The organism is Streptomyces sp. NPDC032940 (assembly GCF_040636935.1).
Taxonomy (GTDB): domain Bacteria; phylum Actinomycetota; class Actinomycetes; order Streptomycetales; family Streptomycetaceae; genus Streptomyces.
Genome location: NZ_JBEZVJ010000021.1, coordinates 1 through 20,920 on the forward strand (window position 1 = coordinate 1; position 20,920 = coordinate 20,920).

At 73.6% G+C, this 20,920-nt stretch carries 14 protein-coding genes and 1 riboswitch; of the genes, 7 read left to right on the top strand and 7 right to left on the bottom strand.

Annotation, left to right across the window (positions count from 1 at the left end; all coding sequences use genetic code 11):
- Window positions 1-391: 391 nt before the first annotated feature.
- Window positions 392-940 carry a MarR family transcriptional regulator gene (locus AB0E77_RS23295; RefSeq protein ID WP_361573602.1) on the bottom strand — a complete coding sequence of 183 codons (549 nt, stop codon included), beginning with the start codon at window positions 938-940 and terminating at the stop codon, window positions 392-394.
- Between the two features lie 137 nt (window positions 941-1,077).
- Between AB0E77_RS23295 and AB0E77_RS23300 the strand changes: the two genes are divergently transcribed.
- Window positions 1,078-2,355: an MFS transporter gene (locus AB0E77_RS23300; protein WP_361573773.1), complete on the top strand. Its 1,278-nt coding sequence runs from the start codon at window positions 1,078-1,080 to the stop codon at window positions 2,353-2,355.
- Window positions 2,356-2,426: 71 nt separating this feature from the next.
- Here the strand turns inward: AB0E77_RS23300 and AB0E77_RS23305 are convergent, their stop codons facing one another.
- Entirely contained in the window at window positions 2,427-4,076 is a 1,650-nt protein-coding gene (locus AB0E77_RS23305) for a SpoIIE family protein phosphatase (RefSeq protein WP_361573603.1), read from the bottom strand.
- Window positions 4,077-4,250: 174 nt separating this feature from the next.
- The gene (locus AB0E77_RS23310; protein WP_361573605.1) at window positions 4,251-5,624 is read right to left on the bottom strand and encodes an NAD(P)/FAD-dependent oxidoreductase; all 1,374 of its coding nucleotides are present in this window, start codon (window positions 5,622-5,624) and stop codon (window positions 4,251-4,253) included.
- Window positions 5,625-5,998: 374 nt separating this feature from the next.
- Between AB0E77_RS23310 and AB0E77_RS23315 the strand changes: the two genes are divergently transcribed.
- Both AB0E77_RS23315 and AB0E77_RS23320 read left to right on the top strand, forming a co-directional pair.
- Entirely contained in the window at window positions 5,999-6,811 is an 813-nt protein-coding gene (locus tag AB0E77_RS23315; RefSeq protein WP_361573607.1) for a helix-turn-helix domain-containing protein, read from the top strand.
- A gap of 336 nt (window positions 6,812-7,147) precedes the next feature.
- Window positions 7,148-9,064, top strand: a complete 1,917-nt coding sequence (locus AB0E77_RS23320) for a sigma-70 family RNA polymerase sigma factor (RefSeq protein ID WP_361573609.1) — start codon at window positions 7,148-7,150, stop codon at window positions 9,062-9,064.
- Window positions 9,065-9,095: 31 nt separating this feature from the next.
- On the opposite strand, the gene AB0E77_RS23325 is transcribed toward AB0E77_RS23320, so the two are convergent.
- On the bottom strand, window positions 9,096-11,246 hold the full coding sequence (locus AB0E77_RS23325; protein ID WP_361573611.1) for an asparagine synthase-related protein: 2,151 nt from the start codon (window positions 11,244-11,246) through the stop codon (window positions 9,096-9,098).
- A gap of 709 nt (window positions 11,247-11,955) precedes the next feature.
- On the opposite strand from AB0E77_RS23325, the gene AB0E77_RS23330 reads away from it, so the two are divergent.
- The 4 genes from AB0E77_RS23330 (at window position 11,956) to AB0E77_RS23345 (ending at window position 17,117) form a co-directional block, all read left to right on the top strand.
- Entirely contained in the window at window positions 11,956-13,380 is a 1,425-nt protein-coding gene (locus tag AB0E77_RS23330; protein WP_361573613.1) for an MFS transporter, read from the top strand.
- A 94-nt stretch (window positions 13,381-13,474) separates the two neighbouring features.
- Window positions 13,475-14,686 carry an L-2-hydroxyglutarate oxidase gene (gene lhgO, locus AB0E77_RS23335; protein WP_361573615.1) on the top strand — a complete coding sequence of 404 codons (1,212 nt, stop codon included), beginning with the start codon at window positions 13,475-13,477 and terminating at the stop codon, window positions 14,684-14,686.
- 228 nt (window positions 14,687-14,914) lie between these two features.
- Window positions 14,915-15,712 carry a tRNA (guanosine(46)-N7)-methyltransferase TrmB gene (gene trmB / locus AB0E77_RS23340; RefSeq protein ID WP_361573617.1) on the top strand — a complete coding sequence of 266 codons (798 nt, stop codon included), beginning with the start codon at window positions 14,915-14,917 and terminating at the stop codon, window positions 15,710-15,712.
- 10 nt (window positions 15,713-15,722) lie between these two features.
- Window positions 15,723-17,117, top strand: coding sequence for a PrsW family glutamic-type intramembrane protease (locus tag AB0E77_RS23345; protein ID WP_361573619.1), 1,395 nt, complete (start codon window positions 15,723-15,725; stop codon window positions 17,115-17,117).
- A gap of 18 nt (window positions 17,118-17,135) precedes the next feature.
- On the opposite strand, the gene AB0E77_RS23350 is transcribed toward AB0E77_RS23345, so the two are convergent.
- The 3 genes from AB0E77_RS23350 to AB0E77_RS23360 all read right to left on the bottom strand — a co-directional run bounded on the left by AB0E77_RS23350 (window position 17,136) and on the right by AB0E77_RS23360 (window position 20,887).
- Window positions 17,136-18,080: an aldo/keto reductase gene (locus tag AB0E77_RS23350; protein ID WP_361573621.1), complete on the bottom strand. Its 945-nt coding sequence runs from the start codon at window positions 18,078-18,080 to the stop codon at window positions 17,136-17,138.
- Window positions 18,081-18,238: 158 nt separating this feature from the next.
- Window positions 18,239-19,270, bottom strand: coding sequence for a M23 family metallopeptidase (locus AB0E77_RS23355; RefSeq protein WP_361573622.1), 1,032 nt, complete (start codon window positions 19,268-19,270; stop codon window positions 18,239-18,241).
- 11 nt (window positions 19,271-19,281) lie between these two features.
- Window positions 19,282-19,438, bottom strand: a riboswitch (cyclic di-AMP (ydaO/yuaA leader).
- Between the two features lie 243 nt (window positions 19,439-19,681).
- A complete protein-coding gene (locus AB0E77_RS23360) occupies window positions 19,682-20,887 on the bottom strand; it encodes a PP2C family protein-serine/threonine phosphatase (protein WP_361573624.1) in 1,206 nt (401 codons plus the stop codon).
- Between the last annotated feature and the right edge of the window lie 33 nt (window positions 20,888-20,920).

Consider the following 20,920-nt stretch of genomic DNA (forward strand, 5'->3'; position numbering starts at 1 on the left):
TCTATCAGATCTTTCCGATCCGATTTCCTCGGTGCTTTCCAGGTTCCCGCTTCCGCGTTTCCCTTTCCGGCGGTTCCGACTCTATCAGATCCTTTCGGGCTCTGATTCCCCGTCAGAGGGGGTCGCCTTCCCGGCTGTTGGGCCGTTCCGACGTCCCAAACCTTAGCGGACTTTCTCTGCGTTTCCCAATCGGTGTCGACCGGGGCGCCGAGTCCCATTCGGAATTGAATTCGGGCATGCCGAGACAGTTCCCAGTGGGAGGTCGTGCTGGTGGTTTGGTGTGCCGCTGCTGCGGCGGGAGGTGCTGCCGCAGAACCGTTACGGCTCCGTGGCAACCCGAAGAACCTTACGGATCCGCCAGGGGACTGTCAAGCGTCGCTGTCAAGATCTTTTAATCGAGGTCGCTGAGCCGACCGCCGGCGTCGGGCTGTGCGTGCTCGACCCTGCGCAGGAGGCGGGTGAGGACCTCACCGAGGGCCGTCCGCTCGTCCGGTGAGAGGTCCTGGAGGAGGTCCTCCTCGAAGACCGTGGCGAGACGCATGGCCTCCAGCCACTTCTCGCGGCCCTCACCCGTCAGCTCGACGATCACGCGGACCCGGTTCGACTCGTCGCGTTCCCGGGTGACCAGCCCCTCCGTCACCATCCGGTCGATGCGGTGGGTCATGGCGGCCGGCGTCAGCCCGAGGCGCTTGGCCAGGTCGCCCGGACCCAGCCGGTAGGGGGCACCGGAGAGAACGAGCGCCTTCAGTACTTCCCAGTCCGTGTTGCTGATGCCCAGCTCCGCCGTCTGGCGGCCGTACGCGACGTTCATGCGGCGGTTGAGCCGGGAGAGCGCCGAGACGATCTTCTCCACCTGCGGGTCCAGGTCCTGGAACTCGCGCTGGTAGGCGGCGATCTGTTCTTCGAGTGTCGGCTCGCCGGCGCCGGAGGTGTCGCCCATGGCCGCAGTATGGCACGCCGCTCCTTTGCCTTGAAGTCCTTCGCTATGTACTCTTTACCTTCGAACTTTAGCTTCTAAGTCTTCAGCCCTAACGGCTGGGGCGGACTACCCAAGAGAGGGTGAACGTGACCAGGGCAATGGGCGCCGCGATGCGCCGGATCCATGTGGGCAACGCACTCAGCGCGTTCGGGCTGGGCTTCACCGTCCCCTACCTGTACGTCTATGTGGCGCAGGTGCGGGGACTGGGGTCCATGACGGCGGGTCTCGTACTCGCCGTCTTCGCCGTGGCCGCTCTGATCGTGCTGCCGTTCGCCGGGCGGGCCATCGTCCGGCGGGGCCCGCTGCCGGTACTGCTGGTCGCCCTGGTCACCGCCGCGCTCGGCGCGCTGAGCCTGGGTCTCGCGGCCACGGCGGCCACCGTGCTGCTGTCCGCTGCCGCGCTGGGCGCGGGGCAGGCCGTGATGCAGCCGGCGCTCGCCACGATGATCGTGGACTGCTCGCCCTCGGAGACCCGGTCGCGGGCGTTCGCGATGCAGTTCTTCCTGCAGAACCTAGGTCTGGGCGTCGGCGGGCTCATCGGCGGTCACCTGGTCGACACCACGAGCGCCGCGTCGTTCACGATGCTGTTCGCGATCGAGGCGGCGATGTTCCTGCTGCTGGTCGTGGTGATGGCGACGGTCCGGATGCCGCGTGCGCCGCGGGTGGAGGAGGCTCCGGGGCAGGCCTCCGGCAGCGGCTGGAAGCAGCTGCTGGGCAACCGGGCCATGGTGCAGCTGTGCGTACTGGGCTTCGTGCTGTTCTTCGCCTGCTACGGGCAGTTCGAGTCGGGGCTGAGCGCCTACGGCGTCGAGGCCGCCGGGATCTCGACGTCCGCGCTGGGGACGGCGCTGGCGGCGAACACGCTGATGATCGTCGTCGCGCAGTTCGCGGTGCTGAAGTTCGTGGAGCGGCGCAAGCGGTCCCGGGTGATCGCCGCCGTGGGTCTGATCTGGGCCGTGGCGTGGGCGGTGGCCGGGTACGCCGGGCTCGGGCACGGCAGCCAGACGATGGCGACGGCCGCCTTCATCTCGACGTACGCGCTGTTCGGGCTGGGTGAGGCGATGCTGTCGCCGACGCTGGCGCCGCTGGTGGCCGACCTGGCACCGACCGGGATGGCGGGGCAGTACAACTCCGCCTTCGCCCTGGTGAAGCAGCTCGCGCTGGCGATCGGACCGGCGGTGGGCGGGCCGCTCGGCGCCTCGCTCCACGGTCCGTACATCGTGGCGTTCCTGCTGTTCTCGCTGGGCATCAGCGTGCTGGCGGTACGGCTGGGGCGGCAGCTCACGGACGTGCAGGACCAGCCGTCGCTCGCGCGGAGCCGGGTGGTCACGCAGGGCGGGACGCCGACGGGCGCCGTGGCGGCCGCGGAGGCGTGAGCGTCGGTGCCGTGACGGTCGCCTGGCCGTCACGGCTCACTGATCACGGCGCACAGCTCAGGGCTCAGGGCTCACGGCTTCGGCAGGACGAATTCGCACCAGACGGATTTGCCGCCGCCGGGTGTGCGTCTGGACCCCCAGTTGGAGGCGATGGTCGCGACGATGGCGATGCCCCGGCCGGACTCGTCCCCGGGTTCCGCGCGGCGGCGCCGGGGCAGATGGTCGTCGCCGTCGGTCACCTCGATGATCAGGCGGCGGTCCGTGCGGCGCAGGCGCAGGCGCATCGGGGGCGTGCCGTGCTGGAGGGAGTTGGCGACCAGCTCGCTCGCGGCCAGGACGCCCAGGTCGCGCAGGTCGGCGGGGAAGCGCCAGCTGGCGAGGACGCCGGAGGCGAAGGCACGCGCGCGGGGGGCCGCTTCGACGCCGCCGAGCAGTTCGAGCGTGGCGTTGCGGAAGAGCTCGGCCTCCGCGCCCTTGCGGGCGGGGTGCTGGAGGACCAGGACGGCCACGTCGTCGTCGTGCTCCGGGGTGACGCCGGCCGAGCGGACGAGGCGGTCGCAGACCACCTGGGGGCTGCCGGTCGCCCCGGACAGGGCGCGTTCCAGGGCGGCGATGCCCTCGTCCAGGTCCTCGTTGCGCCGTTCCACCAGGCCGTCGGTGTAGAGGACGGCGGTGGAGCCGGGGGCCAGGGCGATGGAGCCCGACGCGTGCATCCAGCCGCCCGTGCCGAGCGGGGGGCCGGTGGGCTCGTCGGCGCGCTGGACGGTGCCCGTCTCGTCGCGGACCAGGATGGGCAGGTGCCCGGCGGAGGCGTACACCAGCCGGCCCTCGTTCGGGTCGTGGATGGCGTAGACGCAGGTGGCGATCTGATTGGCGTCGATCTCGGTGGCGAGGCCGTCCAGGAGCTGGAGGACCTCGTGCGGGGGCAGGTCGAGGCGGGCGTAGGCGCGCACCGCCGTACGGAGCTGGCCCATGACGGCGGCCGCACGGACGCCTCTGCCCATGACGTCGCCGATGACCAGGGCGGTGCGGCCGCCGCCGAGGGTGATCACGTCGTACCAGTCGCCGCCGACCGCGGCCTCGGTGCCGCCGGGGTGGTAGGTGGCGGCGACGCGCAGGTCGTCGGGCTCCTCGAGTTCCTGGGGGAGCAGGGAGCGCTGGAGGGTGACGGCGGTTTCGCGCTGGCGGCGTTCGCTCGCGCGCAGGCGTGCCGCGGCCTCGGCGTGGTCGGTGACGTCGGTGGCGAAGACGAGTACACCGCGGTCGCCGCCGCGGTCGCCCTCGGTGACCGGGGTGCACGTGAAGGTGTAGGAGCGTCCGTCGGGGGCCCTGCGCGACTTGAGGGTGCGGGGTCTGCCGCTGCGCTGGACCTGGTCGAGGAGCGGGAAGAGGCCGAGGGTGTCGAGCTCGGGGAGGGCCTCGCGGGCCCGTCGGCCGAGGGGGCGTGCGCCGAAGGCCGTGGCGTAGGCGTCGTTGACGTAGGCGATGCGGTGGTCGGGGCCGTGGACCAGGGCGACGAGGGCCGGGACGCGGTCGAGGACGTCGCGGGTCGGCAGGTCGTCGACGGCCGGGACCGGCGGGGCCTCGTCGGTCAGCTGTTCGGCGCGGGCGGCGGGCACGGAGCCGTCTGACCGGCGCTCCGGGGAGAGTGCCGGGTCGGTCCGCGCGGCGGCGCGGCGCTGTGTTCCGGGGAGTCGGGCGCTCCAGCGCGTGAAGTTCACGAATCCTTGCCTCGGGTAGTCGTCGGCGGCCGGTACCGGAACCGGCAGGGCCCGGGAGCCGCGCGGGGTGAGCGGCGGCCCGCCCGCGGTGGTGGACCAGTCTGGCAGGGTGCCGACCGGCCGACATCCGTCAGACGCCGGGCCGGCCCGGGGAGTTCCTGACTCCGGCCAGGACTACCCCTTCGGGTTGCGCGGAGGTTCCTGAGAAGGCTTTCCACCGGCCGCGAGTTCGAACTCGGCGCGGGGATGTTCGAGTGATCCCAGGGAGACGATCTCCCGTTTGAAGAGTCCGGCGAGGGCCCATTCGGCGAGCACGCGCGCCTTGCGGTTGACGGTGGGGATGCGGCTGAGGTGGTAGGCGCGGTGCATGAACCACGCCGGGTAGCCCTTCAGTCTGCGTCCGTAGACGTGCGCGACGCCCTGGTGGAAGCCGAGGGAGGCGACGGAGCCGACGTACCGGTGCGCGTACGTGTCGAGGGGTTCGTCGCGCAGGGCGTGCGCGATGTTGTCGCCGAGGACCCTGGCCTGACGGACGGCGTGCTGGGCGTTGGGGGCGCACGGTGTGCCGGCGTCGGCGGCCGTGACGTCGGGGACGGCGGCGGCGTCACCCGCGGCCCACGCGTGCGGGGCGCCGTCGACGGCGAGTTGGGGTGTGCACACCAGCCGGCCGCGGTCGTCGAGGGGCAGGTCGGTGGCGGCGAGGACGGGGTGGGGTTTGACACCGGCCGTCCAGACGACGGTGCGGGTGGGGAAGCGGGCGCCGTCGCTGAGGACGGCGACGCGGTCCGCGCAGGACTCCAGGCGGGTCTCCAGGCGTACGTCGATGTTGCGACGGCGCAGTTCGGTGACCGTGTAGCGGCCCATGTCCTCGCCGACCTCGGGGAGGATGCGGTCCGAGGCCTCGACGAGGATCCACTTCATGTCCTCGGGAGTGACGTTGTGGTAGTAGCGGGCGGCGTAGCGGGCCATGTCCTCCAGTTCGCCGAGCGCTTCGACTCCGGCGAAGCCCCCGCCGACGAAGACGAAGGTGAGGGCGGCGTCGCGGACGGCGGGGTCGCGGGTGGAGGAGGCGATGTCCAGCTGCTCGAGGACGTGGTTGCGCAGGCCGATGGCCTCCTCGACGGTCTTGAAGCCGATGCCGTGGTCGGCGAGGCCGGGGACGGGCAGGGTGCGGGAGACCGAGCCGGGCGCGAGGACGAGTTCGTCGTACGTCAGCCGGCGGGCGCCCGTGCCCTCCTCGTCGGTGGCGAGGGTGCTGATGGTGGCGGTGCGGCCGGTGTGGTCGATGCTGTGCGCCTCACCGACGACGACGTTGCACTGGCCGAGGACGCGGCGCAGCGGCACGACGACGTGGCGCGGGGAGATGGAGCCGGCCGCCGCCTCGGGGAGGAACGGCTGGTAGGTCATGTAGGGGTCGGGGGTGACGACGGTGATCTCCGCCTCGTCCCGCCGGAGTTCGGGCCTCAGGTTCCGCTGGAGACGCAGGGCCGTGTACATCCCGACGTAGCCGCCGCCGACAACGAGAATGCGCGCACGTTCCTTCACCATCCCATGACGCACCCGGCGCTTGCGTTTGTCCACAGGCCCGGCGATTTGTGTGACCGGAGACCACTCGGCCGCCGGGTTGGCCGGATTGCCGTGGTGCGGGGCGCCGACGCAGGTCAGCGTGGGTGGGACGGGCAGCGGCAGGGGGCATATTCCGGGCGTATACCGCCCGTGCTCCGATCGGGGGGCGCTCCGTGCGGAACGTGCCCCTTCTGAATTGACTCCCGCTCAACTATGTTCGTCCCCACGGAGTGTAGGGGGATGTGTTCACGGGGTCCGCGACGGGCGGGCCGCCGGGCCGGGTCCGCCAGGCGCACTCCGGCTTTCGATGGCGGGGAGAGTCTCCGGGGGGAGACGTCATTACCGGGGGATTGTCTATGCATGTTCAGGACTCTCATTGGTCGTCCGCTTCCGCTGTCGCGCCCGGTGGCGTGATGGGCGCGGCGACGGGCGGCGGACGCGGTGACGGCGGGCGTACGGCGCCGCTGCGCGTGGACGCCCAGCGCAATCTCGAGCACGTGCTGCGCGCGGCGCGCGAGGTGTTCGGCGAGCTGGGGTACGGCGCGCCGATGGAGGACGTGGCGCGGCGCGCGCGGGTCGGTGTCGGCACGGTGTACCGGCGCTTTCCGAGCAAGGACGTGCTGGTCCGGCGGATAGCCGAGGAGGAGACGGCCCGGCTGACCGACCAGGCCCGGGCGGCGCTCGGGCAGGAGGACGAGCCGTGGTCGGCGCTGTCGCGCTTCCTGCGCACGTCGGTGGCCTCGGGGGCCGGCCGGCTGCTGCCGCCGCAGGTGCTGCGGGTCAGGGTGCCGGACGACGGTGACGCGGGTGGCGCGGCCGGTGAGCCCCGGGTGCCGCAGCAGCGGGTGCAGCCGGGCCCGGGTGAGCTGCGGCTGGTGGCCGAGGACGCGGTGCCGCAGGGGCCCGCCGCGGGGTCGCCCGCCGCCACCGCCGGTACGCCCCTGGCGCCGGAGGTGGATCACGGGGCGGCGGCGCTGCTGGAGGTCGTGGGCCGGCTGGTGGACCGCGCCCGTGCGGCGGGTGAGCTGCGGCCGGACGTGTCGGTGTCGGACGTGCTGCTCGTGATCGCCACGGCGGCGCCCTCGCTGCCCGACGCGGCGCAGCAGCAGGCCGCCTCGGCCCGGCTGCTGGACATCCTGCTGGAGGGGCTGCGTTCGCGTCCCGCGTGAGGCCGGTGACGGTCTCGAGCGGGGCGGCGGGGTGCTTACCGCGCGTCCCGCTCGTGGACCGTCGGCGACGGGGTGCCCTTCCCGGCCGGGAGCCACGGGGTGCGTGCTCCTCGAGCGACGCGGCCGGGGGCGGCGTCGGAGGCCGGCGGTGCTGGAGTCACAGGGCATCGGAGCCGAAGACGTAACCCTTACCCGAACGGCTGACCGTTAGTACTGCATTGCGGTAAGTCACCACGGACGAGTGACCCGCCCCGGTGCGGGTTCCTGACCAGTAGCCCCTGTGGCACCCTGACCCGGTGTTCGGGTCTGGTTGGGCAGGTGGCGGGGGCTTCCGCGATGAGCGTTGACGGGCGGGACGGTGCACGCGGTGACGGCGAGGCCGGACCCGGTGATCCGCCGCAGGTACCGGGGCAGGGCGGCCCGGCGGACGTGCCGCAGGGCGGCGCCTTCGCGGGCGGCGGCGTCCCGGCGCAGCGGGAGCTGCACGAGGACAGCGTGCTGCCGCCTCCGCGCGACGTGCCGGCGCCCTCCGACGCCGAGCTGATCGGGCTGATGCGCTCGGGCGACGACACGGCCTACGAGGAGCTGTACCGGCGCCACGCGGACGCCGTGCGCCGGTACGCGCGCACCTGCTGCCGCGACGCGCACACCGCGGACGACCTCACCGCCGAGGTGTTCGCCCGCATGCTCCAGGCGGTGCGCGGCGGTTCGGGGCCCGAGCACGCCGTACGCGCGTATCTGCTGACCGCCGTCCGGCGCGTCGCCGCGGGCTGGACGCGGTCGGCCCGGCGCGAGGAACTGGTCGACGACTTCGCCGTGTTCGCCGCGCAGTCCGCGCACACCGCGAAGGTGCAGGACGACGACACCCTGGAGCTCGGCGCCGACGTGCGCGCCATGCACGAGGCCGAGCAGTCCATGGCCATGCAGGCGTTCCGGTCGCTGCCGGAGCGGTGGCAGGCCGTGTTGTGGCACACCGAGGTCGAGGACGAGTCGCCGAGTGAGGTGGCCGTGCTCTTCGGGCTGGACGCCAACGGCACGCGCGTCCTCGCCAGTCGCGCCCGCGAGGGCCTGAAGCAGGCCTATCTCCAGGCGCACGTCAGCGACGCCCTCGCCGCCGACGAGGAGTGCGCTCGCCATGCCGACCAGCTCGGCACCTATGCCCGCGGCAGGCTGCGCACCCGGGCCGAGCGGGGCCTGCGCAAGCACCTGGAGGAGTGCGCCAGGTGCCGGCTGGCCGCCACTCAGATCGAGGAGGTCGCGAGCGGCATCCCGGCGGTGGTTCCGGTCGCGGTCATCGGCTGGTTCGGCGTCGCCGGGTACGCCAAGGCCGCCGGGCTCATCGCCGGGGGCGCGGGCGCCGGAGCGGCCGGTGCCGCGGGGGCCGCGGCAGCGGCGGGCGGTGGTGCGTCCGGCGGTGCGGGCGCCGGGGGCGGAGCGGCCTCGGAGGGGCTGGGCGCGCCGGTGAAGGCGGGGATCGCGGCCGGTGTGACGGCGGTGGCCGCCGCGGCGGCGCTGGTCTTCGCGCTGACCGGCAACGACGCCGCCCCGGACAACGAACCGCCGCGGGCCGCCCCGCCCGCCTCCTCACCGGTGGCACAGCCCGCGCCAAAGACGCCCGCGCCGGCGAAGCGGACCCCGCCCCCGCCGGCGGCCGCGCCCGAGCCGGCCCCGACGCCCACGCCCACTCCGACACCCACCCCCACACCGTCCCCGACGCCCACGCCCACACCCACCCCGAGGCCGACCCCGACCCCCACACCGACGCCGAGCCCGACCCCGCCCCCCACACCGACTCCGACGCCCACACCGCCGCCCGCCCCGGCCGTCTACCGGTGGAGCGAGCTGGCGTACGACCTGACCGGCGACGGCACCGGCCCCGAGATGCGGCTGGCCGGGAGCAGCTGGGTGTGGCAGCGCTCCGGTCTGTCGATCGGGGACGTGGAGCACGCGAACGGCGTCACCGTGCACGGACGCTCCTCCGTCACCATCGACCTCAACCGCTCGTGCTCGTCCTACGACGCCCTGGTCGGCGTCGACGACCTGACGATGAAGCTCGGCAAGGTCCACTTCTCGGTGTACGCGGACGATGTCCCGCTGTGGAACTCCGGGATGGTCAAGGGCGGTGATCCGGCGGCCCCCGTCCACGTGGACATCTCCGGACGCGAGACCGTACGGCTGGTGACGGAGCCGCACAGTCCCGTCGACTCGTTGGCGCTGGCGGACTGGGCGCAGTCGCGCTTCACCTGCACGTAAGGAGTCGTCGCGCGCACGGGGGCGGACGTCGTCAGCCCCGGCGCGCCACGGTCCCGGCGCCTCCCAGCGCTCCCCGTTGGGGCGCGATGCCCGCGGGAACCGCGCGCTGCCGTGCCGGGGTGCCGGTCCAGCAGGTGCCCCGGCGGGCGAGCAGGCGGCGGAGCCAGAGCTCCAGCGAGACCAGGTCGGCCAGTCCGTCCAGCGGCAGCGGTTCGCCCGCGGCCGCCCCGCGCACCGCCTTGCGCACGACCCGCGCCTCGACGAGCCCCGCCTCGGCGAGCAGCGGCGTGTCGAACAGCGCCAGCAGCGAGTCGGCGGCGACCCGCAGCCCCGTCCGCGCGGCGGAGGCGGCCAGCGCCTGCGTCGGCGCGCCCCACCCGCCGGGCAGCTCGCTCACCCCGGCGCCCTCCAGTACCGTGCGCAGGATCGCGGCCCGTGCGCCGGGCTGGACGCGCAGCGCCTCCGGCAGCGCACGGCAGGCGCGGACGACCTGGTTGTCGAGGAACGGCGCGTGCAGCCGCTGGAAGCGGATCTCCGCGGCCTGTTCCAGCACCCGCACCTCGGCCGCCTGCCGGGCCAGTGCCGCACGCGCCCGGAAGTCACCGGGCCGCTGTCCCGGCCCCACCCCGGACCGCTGGGTGGACGCCTGAAGACGAACCGATACTTCAGCCAGCGCCTCCCCCGTCAGCCACCGCGCCGCAGGCCCCGGCCCGGCCCAGGTCAGGACGGCGAGCGACGCTTGCACGGCGCCGCCCCCGCCCCCGCCGGCCGGCTCGTCGAAGCGCCGGCGCAGCAGCCGCTCGGCGAGTGCCTCGACGCCCGTGCGGTAGGGCGTGCGCGACAGGCGCCGGGCCGCTGCGTACACGCGCGCGGGGACCAGCACCGAGCCGTCGGCCTTGGCGAGAGCGGCGACCGGGCGGACGAGATGGCGCCGTTTGCGGTCCATCAGCAGGTCGGCCAGGCGCGCGGGGTGGGCGTCGAGCACCTGTCGTGCCCCGTAGCCCGTGAAGTGGTCCGCGCTGCCTGCGGCCAGCCGCGCCCGGTGCCGGGCCGCCGATACCAGGCAGGAGCCCGGTTCGTCGGTCAGCGGCCCGTCGAGCGCGGCGTACGGCAGGACGTCCTCCCCGCCGGTGACGACGACGTGGTGCAGCCGCGGGTTGGCGGCCAGCGCGCCCGCCCGCTCCAGTTCGGACTCGCGCCCGCCGACGGCGAGGTCGTTGAAGGTGACGGCGAGCAGCCGCTCGCCGGCGCCCGTGCCGTGCCCGAGCACGGTGCCCGGCGTCCCCGGCAGGCCGGCGGCCAGCAGCGCCAGCGTCGCCGAGGCCGGTCCGCCGGACAGGTCGGCGCCGATACCGGGCACCGGCATCCCGCGCGCGGCGCGCCGTTCGGCGGGCCCCATGCCCGGCACCGGGCCCGGGTCGATGCCGTCGCCGGGGACGTGCCGGGGGGCGGCGAGGCGGGTGCGTACGGCTTCCACCAGCGCATCGCGCACGCCGTCCACGGCACGGTGCGGGTCGGCGGCGGGGGCCGCCACGGCGAGCGAGGCCACCTGCTCGTACCCGGCGATCTCGCGTGCCCCGGCGCGCAGGATCAGCGCATGCCCCGGCGGAATGCGCTTCACGCCGTCGTACGGGGTGGAGTCGTCCAGCGCGGCCGGCACGTCGGGAGCGGCGAGCAGTGCGGCGAGGTGTCCGAAGTCGAGATTGGCCTCGACGAGGTCGGCCAGGGGCAGCGCGGCGGTCGCGTACGCCGTGCCGCCCGCCCAGGGGGTGTGGAACACCGGGCGCGCGCCCGCGAGATCGCCGCAGACGGTGATGCGCCGGCCGACCTGGACGACGGCCGTGTAGCTGCCGGGCCAGGCGGTCAGGTGGCGCAGCGCCCCGCCGCGCGCCGCGAAGAGCCCGACGCGCAGTTGCTCGTCGGAGGCGCCGCAGATGCCGAGGACGGCGATCCGGGTGCCGGGATCGGCGGTGACGACGCGCACCTCGTCGGGGCGCCAGTCGCCGACCGCCCACAGGGGGTCGGGGCCGCCCCACAGAAGCTGGGATCCGACGGGCTGCACCGTCTCACCGTCGTACCCGGTGACCCCGGCGTCGTACCCGGTGGCCCCGGCGGAGCCGCCGGCTCCCGCGCTTCCCGCGGCTCCCACGGCGGTGCTGCTCCACCCCACCAACCACCGCATCGACGCCTCCACAGGCCGGGGAACCAGTGCACCGTACGAACTGGTTCCCCATGCTGCCATGAAGGGCGCGCCACGGAGCGTCGGCGGAGCCGCGTGTGCTCCGGTGAATGCGCCCCCGCGGAGACCCACGCGAGGACGTCAACTCCCGCCGGCCGCTGGGCGACCGGGCGCGGCGGCGGCCCCGGGGCCGGCCCGACGACGTGAATGCGCCCCCGGAACGCGCCCTTTGACTACCCGACGCGCCCTCAAGTCCCATGGTGAGGGCGCGGAAGCCCCATAAACCTGGGGGGCATTTTTTGGCCAAATCGGCGTCACACAGACGGTTTTGAACACTCTCCGTACAGGCTCTGCGCACCGCCCGGCGGTGCGCAGTCCGGGAGACGGGCCACGCCTCCCGGACCGGTCCGCCGCCCGCGGGGATGTAGGCGGCGGCGTCCCCCAGCCCACTGGATCCAGTACAGCGGGCCGACCCACGCACCGCCATGGAATCGCTCCCCCGGTGGCCGGAGAAGAGCGCACGGACGGGCGCACGGCCACACACCGGGAGCACACGGCAACAGTCCGTACAGGCACCGCACTTCCGTACGGGCCACAATCCCGCCATCCGGAACAATGCCTCTTAACGCATGGGATGCGGCGAACTACGCTGGGTTTACGAATGCCGCGTGGTTATGCCACTGCGGCAGCCGTCTGTGTCGAGGGGTGGCGCATGTCCAGGGAGCAACGCGGGCCGAACGAAAAGCTCGGCGCCGTTCTCGCCCTCGCGGGAATCAGCAACGCGGGGCTCGCCCGGCGCGTCAACGACCTCGGCGCCCAGCGCGGGTTGACGCTCCGCTACGACAAGACGTCGGTGGCACGCTGGGTGTCGAAGGGCATGGTGCCGCAGGGTGCGGCGCCGCACCTGATCGCCGCCGCCATCGGCCAGAAGCTCGGCCGGCCGGTGCCGCTCCACGAGATCGGCCTGGCGGACGCGGACCCCGCCCCCGAGGTGGGCCTCGCCTTCCCCCGGGACGTCGGACAGGCGGTCAGATCCGCCACCGAGCTGTACCGCCTCGACCTCGCCGGCCGCCGGGCCGGGGGCGGCGGCATCTGGCAGTCGCTCGCCGGCTCGTTCGCGGTGAGCGCGTACGCCACGCCCGCCTCACGGTGGCTGATAACCCCGGCCGACAGCTCGGTGGCGCGTGAGGCGAGCCCGGCCGAGGGCTCCGGCGCACCGCTCAAAGTCGGCCACAGCGATGTGCGCAAGCTCCGGGAGGCCGCCGAGGACGCCCGCCGCTGGGACTCCAAGTACGGTGGCGGCGACTGGCGTTCGTCGATGGTCCCCGAGTGCTTACGCGTCGAGGCGGCCCCGCTGCTCCTCGGCTCCTACTCCGACGAGGTCGGCCGCGCCCTGTTCGGTGCCTCGGCCGAGCTGACCCGGCTGGCCGGCTGGATGGCCTTCGACACCGGCCAGCAGGAAGCCGCCCAGCGGTACTACATCCAGGCCCTGCGCCTGGCCCGCGCGGCGGCCGACGTCCCGCTCGGCGGGTACGTCCTCGCCTCCATGTCCCTCCAGGCCACCTACCGCGGTTTCGGCGACGAGGGCGTGGACCTCGCCCAGGCCGCCCTGGAACGCAACCGCGGACTGGCCACGGCCCGCACGATGAGCTTCTTCCGCCTGGTCGAGGCCCGCGCCCACGCGCGCGCGGGCGACGCACCGGCGGCGGGCGCCGCCCTGAAGTCCGCCGAGAGCTGGCTGGAACGCGCCCGCCCGGGCGACAACGATCCGACGTGGCTGGGCTTCTACTCCTACGACCGGTTCGCCGCCGACGCGGCCGAGTGCTACCGCGACCTGAAGGCACCACGCCAGGTCCGCCGCTTCACCGAGCAGGCCCTGTCGCAGCCGACGGAGGAGTTCGTACGCTCGCACGGCCTCAGGCTCGTCGTCTCGGCGGTGGCCGAGCTGGAGTCCGGCAACCTGGACGCGGCCTGCGAGCAGGGTGTGCGGGCGGTCGAGGTCGCCGGGCGCATCTCCTCGGCCCGCACCACCGAGTACGTCAAGGATCTCCTGCACCGCCTGGAGCCGTACGGCGACGAGCCCCGGGTGGTCGAGCTGCGCGAGCGCGCCCGGCCGCTCCTGGTGACGCCCGCCTGACTCCGGCGCCGCACGGGTTTGAGGGCATTGTCAGTGGCGCAGTGCACTATCGGAGCCGGGAGACGGACCGGGAAGGGACCGGGAGGTGGGACACGTGCGGACCGGGATCGCATACGACTGCGACGTGCTGGTGATCGGCGGCGGGATCGTCGGCCTGTCCACGGCGTACGCGATCACGCGCACCGCGCCGGGCACCCGGGTGACGGTGCTGGAGAAGGAGCCCGGACCGGCCCGCCACCAGACGGGCCGCAACAGCGGGGTGATCCACAGCGGCATCTACTACCGCCCGGGCTCCCTGAAGGCGCGCTACGCGGTGCGGGGTGCCGCCGAGATGGTCAAGTTCTGCGCGGAGTACGGCATCGACCACGCGGTCACCGGCAAGCTGATCGTCGCCACCGACCGGGCCGAGCTGCCCCGGCTGCACGCGCTCGTGCAGCGCGGCCGGGAGAACGGCATCCCCGTGCGGGAGCTGGGCGCGGCCCAGATCCACGAGTACGAGCCGGAGGTCCGGGGCCTGGCGGCCATACACGTCGGGACGACCGGCGTCTGCGACTACGCCAAAGTGGCACGGCAGCTGGCGCGGGCCTCGGGCGCGGAGATCCGCTACGGGGCGGAGGTCCTGCGCATCGACCGGCGCCCGGACCTCGGCGTCGCCGTCCGCACCCGCACCGGCGACGTGATCCGCGCCCGGGTCCTGGTCAACTGCGCCGGCCTGCACTGCGACGAGGTCGCGCGGATGACGGGGGACGACCCGGGGATGCGGATCGTGCCCTTCCGGGGCGAGTACTACGAGCTGGCGCGGCCGGAGCTGGTGCGCGGCCTGGTCTATCCGGTGCCGGACCCGGCGTTCCCGTTCCTCGGGGTGCATCTGACCCGCGGCATCGACGGCAGCGTGCACGTCGGTCCCAACGCGGTGCCGGCGCTCGCCCGCGAGGGGTACGGCTGGGGTGTGGTCCGGCCCCGCGAGCTGGGCGCCACGCTGGCCTGGCCGGGCTCGTGGCACATCGCCCGGCGCCACTGGAGATACGGCGCCGGGGAGCTGCGGCGTTCGCTGTCCAAGGGGGCGTTCACATCGGCGGTGCGCAGGCTGTTGCCGGCGGTGACGGAGGGCGACCTGGTGGAGTCGCCGGCGGGCGTGCGGGCGCAGGCGGTGCTGGCGGACGGGACGCTGGTGGACGACTTCCTGATCAAGGAGGGGGTGCGGGCGGTGCATGTGCTGAACGCGCCGTCTCCTGCGGCGACGGCGGCGCTGCCGATCGGGCGGGAGGTGGGGCGGCGGGCGCTGGCCGCTCTGGCGGGGGCGTGACGTCCCCGGTGTCGGCGGGGTGCCCGGCGCCGAAGCTGGGCGGGGGCGGATCGCGTGGCCCCGCGCTGCGGGGCGCCTCCCCCAGAGGGGCCCCAGCGCCCGCCCGTGCCGCCCCTGGGGGCACGTTCCAGGCCGTTCAGGCCCGGGGGAGACACGACTGCCCGCGGGCCGGGGCGGCATGGCTGCCCGCAGCTGTGTCCCGGGCGAAGGCCGTAAAATCTAGGCACTGTGTCTGAATCACGTCATGTTCCCGAGACCCCGCAGCCGGTTCGTGCCAAGGGGGAGCCGCGGTTTCCCGATGGGCCGAAGGCGGATCCCGCCGGGTCCCACTTCGAGCGGCGCATCCGGAGCTTCCAGCCGCGCCGGAGCCGGGTCACCGCCGGTCAGGCGGACGCGCTGCAGCGGCTGTGGCCGAAGTGGGGCCTGGACATCGACGGGCAGCGGATCATCGAACTCACCGAGTTGTTCGGGAACGCCGCTCCCGTCGTCCTGGAGATCGGCTTCGGCATGGGCGAGGCCACCGCTCAGATGGCCGCCGCCGACCCGGACACCAACATCCTCGCCGTGGACGTCCACACCCCCGGCCAGGGAAACCTGCTCGGCCTCGCCGACCGGAACGGCCTGTCCAACATCCGCGTGGGCAACGGCGACGCGATCATCCTCCTGCGCGAGATGCTCGCACCCGGCTCCCTCTCCGGGCTGCGCGTCTACTTCCCCGACCCCTGGCCGAAGAAGCGGCACCACAAGCGCCGCCTGATCCAGCCGGAGTTCCTGACCCTGGCCGCGTCCCGCATCGCACCGGGCGGCATCGTGCACTGTGCCACCGACTGGGAGCCGTACGCGGAGCAGATGCTCGAGGTCCTCACCGCGCACCCCGATTTCGAGAACACCGTGCCCGACGGCGGTTTCGCGCCGCGCCCCGCCCACCGCCCGCTGACCCGTTTCGAGGGCCAGGGACTGGACAAGGGTCATGTGGTGAACGACCTGCTCTTCCGTCGCGTACAGGAGCAACCCCCCACCGGTTAGGGTCCATGCCGTGGCCACCTGTCCCCCGTATCCGACGCATCCGCCCACACATCCGCAGACGCGTCCGCACTGGTGGCAGCGCACCTGGGTGCGTTACGGCGCGCTGGTCACCCTGCTCGCGCTCTCCGGCCTGGTCATCCTGGCCCTGGTGCGCGAACAGACCGGCGACGAGGGGTTCCTGGTGGGCCTCGGGCTCGCGGTCTTCCCCGTACCGCTGCTCATAGCCGCCTTCCGCTGGCTGGACCGGGTCGATCCCGGCCCCTGGCGGAACCTGCTGTTCTGCTTCGCCTGGGGCGCGTGCGCGGCAGCGCTGATCGCGATCGTCGCCAACAGCTTCGCGACGAGATGGATAGCGACGGCCACCGCCGACCCCACCGGCGCGGACACCCTGGGCGCCACGGTGATAGCGCCGGTCGTGGAGGAGTCCGCCAAGGCCGCCGCCGTCCTGCTGGTCTTCCTCTTCCGCAGGCGGCACTTCACCGGCATCGTCGACGGCGTCGTCACAGCCGGCGTCACCGCCACGGGCTTCGCCTTCACCGAGAACATCCTCTACCTCGGCACCGCCTTCGGCACCGACCAGCTCACCGGCGACCGGGGCTTCGCCTCGGTGACCGCGGCGACCTTCTTCGTCCGCGTCGTCCTGTCGCCGTTCGCCCACCCGCTGTTCACGGTGCTCACCGGCATCGGCTTCGGCTTCGCCGCGCTCGCCCCCGCCCGTCGGCGCCTGCGGCGCGTGCTGCTCCCCCTGTCCGGCCTGCTGCTGGCGATGGGCGTGCACGCGCTGTGGAACGGCTCGGCCTCGCTCGGCGAGTACGGCTTCTTCGCCGTGTACGCGGCGTTCATGGTGCCGGCCTTCGGCCTGCTGACCTGGCTGGCGATCTGGACCCGGCAGCGTGAACTCGCCGCCGTACGGGCCGAGCTGCCCGTCTACGCGGTGGCCGGCTGGCTGGCCCCGGCCGAGCCGTTCACGCTCGGCTCGATGCGGGCCCGCCGCATCGCCCGGCGGCACGCCCGCCGGCACGCCGGGAGGCCGGCGGCACGGGCGGTGGCGGAGTACGAGGCGTACGCGACCTCGCTGGCGTTCCTGCGGCACCGCGGACGCCGGGGCCGGGCGGGCGCGGACTACGTCGCCCGGGAGCGGGAACTGCTGACCGAGCTGTGGCGCCGGCGGGACACGGCACGCCCCGCACTGGACCACGCGGCCCGGGCCACGGCGCCGCCCGTCCCGGTGCTCGCACCGCACTGGCCGCCGTACGGGACGCACGCGGCACCCGCGCCCGTCCCGTATCCCGGCCACGCCCCCCACACCGCGCAGCCCCCGTACCCGACCGCCTACGCCATGCCCGTCCACGCCCCGTACACGGCGTACTCCGCGTACCCGCCCCCGAACCCGTACCGGTCGTAGCAGCGGCGGGAAAGCCCCTCAGGCCGACGCCTCCGTCAGCCTGCGCACCTCCGCCCCCGTCAGCTCCAGTTCCGCCACTCCCAGCAGCGCCGGCAGCTGTTCCACCGTCCGCGCGGACGCGATCGGCGCCGCCACCGTCGGCTGGGCCGCCAGCCAGGCCAGGGCGACCGTGGCGACCGGCACGCCATGGGCCTCGGAGATCTCGTCCAGCGCGGTGAGCACCCGCCGCCCGCGCTCGCTCTCCAGGTGCTTGGCGGCACCGCCCGCCCGCGGGCTGTCGACGGCCGTACCGGGCCGGTACTTGCCGGTGAGGAAGCCGGACGCGAGGGCGTAGTACGGCACGGCGGCCAGGCCGGCCCGCTCGGCGAGGTCGCGCAGTCCGCCCTCGTACGTGTCGCGCGAGACCAGGTTGTAGTGAGGCTGGAGGGCCACGTACCGGGCGAGGCCCTCGCGGTCGGAGAACTCCAGGGACGCGGCGAGCCGCTCGGCCGTGATGTTGGAGGCGGCGATGTGGCGGACCTTGCCCGCGCGCACCAGTTCGTCGAGAGCGCCGATGATCTCCTCGACCGGCACCTCGGGCTTGTCGAAGTGGGTGTAGTAGAGGTCGATGTGGTCGGTGCCCAGGCGGCGCAGCGAGGCATCGGCGGCGGACTTGATGTTGGCGGCGGACAGGCCCGGGTACTCCGGGTGCTGGCTGACCTTCGTGGCGATCACCACGTCGGCGCGGTTGCCGCGTGCCGCGAGCCACTCGCCGATGAGGGTCTCGGACTCGCCGCCGCTGTTGCCCTCGACCCACGCGGAGTAGGAGTCGGCGGTGTCGATGAAGTTGCCGCCGGCGGCGGTGTAGGCGTCGAGGACGGCGAAGGAGGTGTCCCGGTCGGCGGTCCAGCCGAAGACGTTGCCGCCGAGGGAGAGCGGGAAGACCTCGAGGTCGGAGGAGCCGAGATTGCGCAGAGAAGTCATGTCCGAGGACAACACACGGCCCGGAGCCGATCATTCCAGCATCGGCACCGGCGCCGGCACCCGGAGCACGCGAAGACCGGCAGCCCTGACGTCGGGGGGTCGCCGTCAGGACCGCCGGGGTCCGCAGGGGTCGTCGTGCCGTGTGGGAGGGCGCGTCGTCAGATGCTGAGGCCCTTGCCCTGCAGCCATGCCGTCGGGTCGATGCCGCCCTCGGCGCCGTCCGCGTGGACCTCGAAGTGGAGGTGCGGCCCGGTGACGTTGCCCGTGGCGCCCACGCGGCCGATGACGTCTCCGGTGTTGACCTTCTGGCCGACGCTGACGCTGATCGACGACTGGTGGCAGAACCACAGCTCGGTGCCGTCGTCCAGGGTCAGGATCGTGCGGTAGCCGTAGGCGCCGGCCCAGCCCGCCTCGGTGATCGTGCCGGTGTGCACGGCCTTGATGAGGGTGCCCGTGGGCGCGGCGAAGTCGAGGCCGGTGTGGTACCCGGAGGACCACATGGAACCGGCCTGGCCGAAGGTGGAGGTGATCGTGTACGAGGAGGTCGGAAGCGTGTACTGCTTGGCCAGCTCGGCGAGCCGCTCGGCCTCCGCCTTCTTCGCGGCCTCCTCCTCCGCCTTCTTCTTGGCGGCGGCGGCCTTGGCCTCGGCCTCCTTCTCCGCCTTGGCGGCGGCCTCGGCGGCCTCCTTCTCGGCCTTGGCGGCGGCTTCCGCGGCGGCCTTGTTCTCGACCTGCACCTGCTGCTGCTCGGCCTGCTGCATGATGCGCGCCCGCAGGACCTCACCGGCGTCGGCGGTGCCCTCGGCGGTGTCGCCGGCGGTCACGCCGACGCTGCTGAGCGGGGCGGCGGAACCCTGGGGCTCCGGCTCGTCGTCGGAGATGAGCGAGCCGACGTTCGGCAGATCGGGCAGCGAGATCGACACCGGCGGCTTGCCGGTCTGGGCGCTGGCCATGCCGCCCGCCCCGACGGCCGCTATGACACCGACGCCGAGGACGGTGGAACTGCGGGCGAGTCCGCCGCGCTGCTTGGCGACGCGGTGCCGGCCGCGTACGGGACGGATGGACTCCGCGGTGGGATTCCACTCCTCCCAGGGGCCCTCTTCGGCGCGGTAGCCGTCGTAGCCGAAGGGTTCGGTGTCGTGCGTGCTGGGCACGAACGGGGCCTCGGGGGCAGGCCGGTTGGACGCCACGTGGGCGTACTCCTTTCCTTCCTTCCGCCTACCGGGTTAGCTGACGGGTTCGGAGCAGGAAGGTCTCCTACGCGCGTATACGCGCCGTGTCTCCACGGCGGCATACGCCCGATTCACCCCAAAGTGGTGGTTCCCCGGTTCCCTCACGGGATTCGGCGCGTGCGCACGGAGCCGCCTTCTGTGACGGCTGGGACGACCGCGCTGCGTTATCGAACGTTAATAGACGCGAGGTGCCGATTCCAAGCCGTTCGGCTTGATCATTAAGGATCCCGGCCTGGACGTACCCCTCACGAGGGCGAAAATCCGGGCGACTTGACCGCCCCTCAGGTCACGACTTCACATCACGCGTTTACGACGGCGCATCAGATGCTGTGCGGAGGGGGGTTGCATCGTCACCACACGTGATCCTGATCAAGGCCGCCGGCGTACGGCGAGCAGCGCCATGTCGTCCGTCAGGCCGCCCCCGGCGTGCCGCCGCACATCGTCGGCGAGGGTGCCGAGCAGGTGGGACGGGTGCGGGAAGACCCGGCCGGCCAGCCGCGCGCGGGGGTCGTAGAACCGGCCACGGGCGTCGCGGGCCTCGGACAGCCCGTCGGTGTACAGCAGCAGTGTGGCGCCGCCGGGAAAGCCGGCCTGCTCGGCGCGGTCGGGCCACACGCCCAGCTCGCCCATGCCGAGCGGCAACGCGAACTCCCTGGCCTGGACCGGGTGCACGGTGCCGTCGGTGTGCAGCAGCATCGGGGGCGGGTGGCCGCGGTTGACGACACGGACGACGCCGTCGCCGTGCGGGAGCTCGGCGAGGACGGCGGTGGTGAACCCCTCGAAGGCGTCGAGACCGTCCCGCCGGGCCCCCTCGCGCGCCAGTGCCCGCTCCAGCCGCTGTGCGACCGCCTCCAGCGACGCCTCCTGCTCGGCGGCCTCCCGGAAGGCACCGATCACCACGGCGACGGCGGCCACCGCACCCATGCCCTTGCCGCGCACGTCGCCGACGATGAGCCGGACGCCGTGCGCGCTGTCCTGCACCGCGTACAGGTCGCCGCCGATGAAGGCGTCGGCCTGCGCCGCCTCGTAACAGGCGGCGATCTCGAAGCTGCCGATCCGCTCGGCGGGCGGGGGCAGCACGGCGCGCTGGGCGGCCTCGGCGATCTCGCGGGCGGAGGCGAGGCGCTCGTCGGTGCGCCGGACGAAGGCGTTCACGAAGACGGCGAGGGCGGCGACCGTCGCGATGGTGATCAGCTCGGTGAGCGAGTCCACATAGTGCATGACGCCCTTGCTCAGCTGGAGCCCGATGACGGTGGCGACCACGGCGACGGCGGTGAGCACGGTGCCGCGGCGCGAGTAGAGGGGCGCGGCGACCAGGGGCGCGGCCGTGTAGAGGGGGCCGGCGGTGAAGTAGCGGGGGGTGAAGACGTCGTACAGGATGGCGACGGCGAGCAGCAGGGCGGGGAGCAGGCGCACGAAGACCCGGGTGTACGGGGTCCGTCGCCGGGCGGCTCGCGCGGGCGCTACGGGCGTCGGGGCGGTGCCGAGGCCGGGGTCGGGCACGGGATCGCCGGGCATGCGGCCGCGGGCACCGGCATACGGTCCCTCGTCGTCCACCTCACCTGGCCGCACCATGCGTCTCCCGCCACCCCTGCACGTCCACGCCGC